This is a genomic window from Actinomadura sp. RB99, assembly GCF_014706005.1.
GTDB lineage: Bacteria > Actinomycetota > Actinomycetes > Streptosporangiales > Streptosporangiaceae > Spirillospora.
The window spans coordinates 1-4,668 of record NZ_JABMCA010000151.1 but is presented as its reverse complement, the minus strand read 5'-3'; the positions used below and the strand labels follow the sequence as shown (position 1 = coordinate 4,668).

Annotated in this window: 5 protein-coding genes; 3 read left to right on the top strand and 2 right to left on the bottom strand. The window is 71.7% G+C overall.

The genetic code is table 11. From position 1 onward, the window contains the following. Positions 1-106: 106 nt before the first annotated feature. Complete coding sequence (locus amrb99_RS49015) at positions 107-682, bottom strand: TetR/AcrR family transcriptional regulator (protein WP_190868965.1); 576 nt, start codon at positions 680-682, stop codon at positions 107-109. 112 nt (positions 683-794) lie between these two features. On the opposite strand from amrb99_RS49015, the gene amrb99_RS49010 reads away from it, so the two are divergent. The 3 genes from amrb99_RS49010 to amrb99_RS49000 all read left to right on the top strand — a co-directional run bounded on the left by amrb99_RS49010 (position 795) and on the right by amrb99_RS49000 (position 3,152). Continuing rightward, positions 795-1,289, top strand: coding sequence for a PaaI family thioesterase (locus amrb99_RS49010; protein ID WP_190868964.1), 495 nt, complete (start codon positions 795-797; stop codon positions 1,287-1,289). 32 nt (positions 1,290-1,321) lie between these two features. Continuing rightward, positions 1,322-1,987: an enoyl-CoA hydratase-related protein gene (locus amrb99_RS49005; RefSeq protein ID WP_190868963.1), complete on the top strand. Its 666-nt coding sequence runs from the start codon at positions 1,322-1,324 to the stop codon at positions 1,985-1,987. Between the two features lie 115 nt (positions 1,988-2,102). Further along, complete coding sequence (locus tag amrb99_RS49000; RefSeq protein ID WP_190868962.1) at positions 2,103-3,152, top strand: LLM class F420-dependent oxidoreductase; 1,050 nt, start codon at positions 2,103-2,105, stop codon at positions 3,150-3,152. 98 nt (positions 3,153-3,250) lie between these two features. Here the strand turns inward: amrb99_RS49000 and amrb99_RS48995 are convergent. After that, positions 3,251-4,668: flavin monoamine oxidase family protein (locus amrb99_RS48995; RefSeq protein WP_206700418.1), on the bottom strand; the 1,418-nt coding region annotated here is incomplete at its 5' end.

The following is a 4,668-nucleotide window of genomic DNA, read 5'->3' as shown; positions in this document are numbered from 1 at the left end:
CGGTACCGGCGTAGATGTCGCAATCCACACCGAACCCGGAGGCCCTCCCTCATTCCAAGATCATCCAACCGTGTCCCCGCGTCCACAACCTCCGTAGACAGAACAGCTAGTCGTCCTCGACGGCGTTCCTCGTCATCTCCTTGAGCTCGGCGACGACGTCGTCGAGGGGCGCGACGTCGCGGTGGGCGCGGCAGAGGATCGTGGCGCCCTCGACCGCGGCGACGATGAGGCGGGCGAGGCGGGCGGCGCGGTCGTCGGGGACGCCGGCGTTGCCGAGGCCGGTGGCGAGGGTGTCCTGCCAGCGGTCGAACGCGGCCGCGGCGGCGGAGGCCAGCTGCGGGGCGTCGTCGTGGCTCTCCACGGTGACGGCGACGATGGGGCAGCCGGCCCGGAACTCGCTCTTGATCAGCACCTGCCGCCACCAGCCGACGAATGCGTCCACGGCGGACGCGGCGTCGCCGCCCTCGGTGGCGGCGAGGATGCCCGCGTTGAGGAACTCGCCGGCGTAGCGGACGGCCTCCTCGGCGAGCTGCGCCTTGCCGTCGGGGAAGTGGTGGTAGATCGACCCGCGCGGCGCGCCGCTGTGCGCGATGACGTCGCGGAACCCGGTGCCGCTGTAGCCGCGCTCGCGGAAGAGGTAGGCGGCGCTGCGCACCATGCGTTCCCGGCTGTCGGTGCCCATGCACCGATTATGACATTCATCATAAGCTTCTCGCATTGACCATGACGACCGTCATAGCCCACGGTGCTTATGACGGACGTCATACCTAGCGTCACCCGGAGGGAGCGGAGCGATGGCGGGCACGCCGACCACCACGACCACGACCACGCCGATCACGACCACGCCGACCACGGCGGGCCTCGAGCAGCTGAAGGCGCTGATCAACAAGGGCGCCGAGGAGGGGTACGGCATCGGCGCGCTGCTCGGCATGGCGGCGGAGGAGCTGGAGCCGGGGCGGGTCGTCTTCTCGCTCGCGCCGCGCACCGATTTCAGCAACCCGCTCGGCACCGTGCACGGCGGTGTGCTGTCCACCCTGCTGGACTCGGCGATGGGCTGCGCGGTGCACACCTCGCTGGCCGAGGGCGCCGGCTACACGACGCTGGAACTGAAGGTCAACTTCGTCCGCGCGGTGCCGCTGGAGGGTGGCAGGCTGACCTGCGAGGGAACGACGGTCCATGTCGGACGGAAGATCGCGACCGCCGAGGGGCGGATCGTGGACCAGGACGGCAGGCTCGTCGCGCACGGCACCACGACCTGCATGATCTTCCCGCCGGCTACCGACCAGTAGGGTCTGCTCAGGCACCGACGAAGGAGACCAGCGTGATCGACCTGCGGCGCGACGGCGACGTCCACATCCTGCGCTTCGACGACGGCGAGAACCGGTTCGGCCCCGACTTCCTCAGCGCCGTCGAGGGCGCGCTCGACACCGTCGAGAAGGCCGAGGGCCCCCGCGCCCTGATCACCACCGGCACCGGCAAGTTCTACTCCAACGGCCTCGACCTGGAGTGGCTGGGCGCCCACGGCGACGAGTTCGAGCCCTACCTGAGCCGCATCCACGCCCTCTACGCGCGGCTGCTGGAGCTGCCGATGCCGACGGTCGCCGCCGTCAACGGGCACGCGTTCGCGGGCGGCGGCATGCTGGCCCTCGCCCACGACTTCGCCGTCATGCGCTCCGACCGCGGCTACTTCTGCCTGCCCGAGGTCGACCTCGGCATGACGTTCACGCCGGGAATGAACGCGCTGATCGCCGCGCGGCTGCCGAAGCGCACCGCGCACGAGGCCATGATCACGGGCCGCCGGTACGACGCCGAGCAGGCGATGGCGGCCGGGATCGTCCAGCGGACGGCGGACGAGGCGGGCGTGCTGCCCGCGGCGCTGGACCTGGCCGCGTCGCTGGCCGGCAAGGACGGCCGGGTGGTCGGCAAGATCCGCGCGGACCTGTACCGGCCCGCGCTGGAGGCCCTGCGCGGCCCGGCGCTCGGCTAGCACGGCACCGGCCCACGGCGCCGGAGCCATGGCGACGGGCCCTCGCTCCGGCGGGCGGCGCGGAGTAGGTTACGTTCGACTGGAATCTGATTCGGTTTTAGGAAGGGACGCCCGGATGCGCATCGGGATGGGGCTCAACTACGCGGGCAGCGGGTTCAAGGACACCGTCGAGGAGCTGGCCGACTTCGAGAAGGCCGGCCTCGACATCGTCTACGTGCCGGAGGCCTACAGCTTCGACGCGGTCAGCCAGATGGGGTACATCGCGGCCAAGACCGAGCGGCTGGAGATCGGCTCCGGCATCCTGAACATCTACTCCCGCACGCCCACCGCGATCGCGCAGACCGCCGCCGGCCTGGACTACGTCTCCGACGGCCGCTTCACGCTCGGCATCGGCGCGTCCGGCCCGCAGGTCATCGAGGGCTTCCACGGCGTCCCCTACACCGCGCCCCTCGGCCGCACCCGCGAGATCATCGACATCTGCCGCAAGGTGTGGCGGCGCGAGCGCGTCCAGCACGAGGGCAAGCACTACACGCTGCCGCTGCCCCCCGAGCGCGGCACCGGCCTCGGCAAGGCGCTCAAGCTGATCAACCACCCGGTGCGCGCCCAGATCCCGATCATGGTCGCCGCGATCGGCCCGAAGAACGTCGAGCTGACCGCCGAGATCGCCGACGGCTGGGAGCCGATCTTCTACATGCCGGAGAAGGCCGCCGACGTCTGGGGCGCCTCGCTCGCCGCCGGCAGGGCCAAGCGCGACCCGTCCCTCGGCGAGCTGGACGTCGTCGGCCAGGCCGCGCTCGCCATCGGCGACGACGTGCAGGGCTACCTGGAGTTCGGCCGCCCGATGGCCGCGCTCTACATCGGCGGCATGGGCGCCAAGGGCAAGAACTTCTACAACGACCTCGCCCGCCGGTACGGCTTCGAGAAGGAGGCCGAGGAGATCCAGGACCTCTACCTCGACGGCAAGAAGGACGAGGCCGCCGCGAAGGTCCCGCAGGAGCTGCTGGAGAAGATGTCGCTGATCGGCTCCGAGGGCCACGTCCGCGAGCGGCTCGCCGCGATGAAGGAGTCCGGCATCACCACGCTGAACGTGTCGCCGATCGCCGGCGACCACAAGGGCCGCATCGCCCTCATCGAGAAGGTCAAGCAGATGGCCGCCGACCTCTGACCCGTCCGCCGCCCTCTGACCCCTCCGCCGGGCAGCGGCGGTCGCCGTCATGGCGACGCGCATGACGGCGACCCGCCGCGAGCCGGCGCGTCCGGCGGTCAGAGGGCGGCGTCGACCTCCTTGGCGACGCGCTCGCCGGAGCGGACCGCGCCGTCCATGTAGCCGGTCCAGTAGTCGGACGTCTCGGTGCCCGCCCAGTGGATCGGCCCGCACGGCGCCCGCAGCGCCTCGCCGAAGCCGGTGAGGACGCCGGGCGGGGCGACGCCGACCGGGCCGCCGCCGCTCCACGTCTCGTTGTCCCAGCGCTGGAACGCCGTCCGCACCGGGCTCTTGGCCTTGTCGCCGAAGAACGTCGCGAACGAGGCGAGGCCCGCGGCCCGCACCTCGTCCGCCGAGGCCCCGTCCAGCCCGCGGATGTTGGCCTGGTTCATGAAGCCCATCATGATCCCGCGCGACCCGTCCGGCGGGCTGTTGTCGAACGTCGCGTCGATCGCGCCGCTGTCGGAGACGGCCTGCCCGGTCAGCCCGTCCGCGCGCCAGAACGGCGTGTCGTAGACGGCGACGAACTTGCAGACCGAGCCCATCGGGTAGCGCTGCATCAGCTGCGCGCGGGCCGCGGGCAGCGCCGGCGAGAAGTCGATCTTCCCGGCGATGGCCGGGGACATCGCGACGACGACCCGCTTCGCCGACACCGTGAGCCCGTCCGCCGCGACGGTGACGCCGCCGCCGTCGGTCGAGATCGACCGGACCGCCGTGTTGTAGCGGACGATGTCGCCGAGCTTGGCGGCCAGCCGGACGGGGACCTCCTGCGACCCGCCGACGAACCGGGACTCCTGCCCGCCGCCCTTGGTGTCGATGAGGCGGTCGACCGAGCCGGGATTGCCCTCGTTGCCCGCCGACGCGATGTAGTTCAGGACGTACAGCAGCGACACGTCCTGCGAGCGCACCGACATCGTCGAGCTGATGAACTCGTCCATCAGGAACCGCGCGCCGCTGCTCAGCGAGTTGGACCGGGACCAGGTGTAGAAGGTCTGCGCGTCCCACTCCTCGGCCTTGGCGGCCTTCCACGGCTGCCCGACAGGGACGTCCTTCGCCATGCTGCCGAGCTTCAGCAGCGCGACTTCGAGGTCGACCACGCCCCAGTCGGGCGGGACCGCTCCCAGGACGCCGTCGGTGGCGTACAGGGACCGCTTGCCGTTGCGGTAGTAGACGTTCTGGCCGGTGTTGTAGGTCGGGTACGTGGCGACGCCCATGTCCTGGGCGAGCGCGGCGATGCGGTCCTGGGTCGGGCCGATGAACTCGGCACCGCCCTCGCTGGTGGTGCCGTCGCCGAGCGGCATGCCGTACACGCGGCCTCCGGGCCGCTCGCGGGCCTCCAGGACGATCACGGACCGCCCGGCGGCGACCAGGTCGCGGGCGGCGGCGAGGCCGGACAGCCCGGCGCCGACGATCACCACGTCGGCGGCGGCGTTCTGGGCGGCGGGGGCGGCCGGGGCGGCGGCGGGCCGGGCGGCGG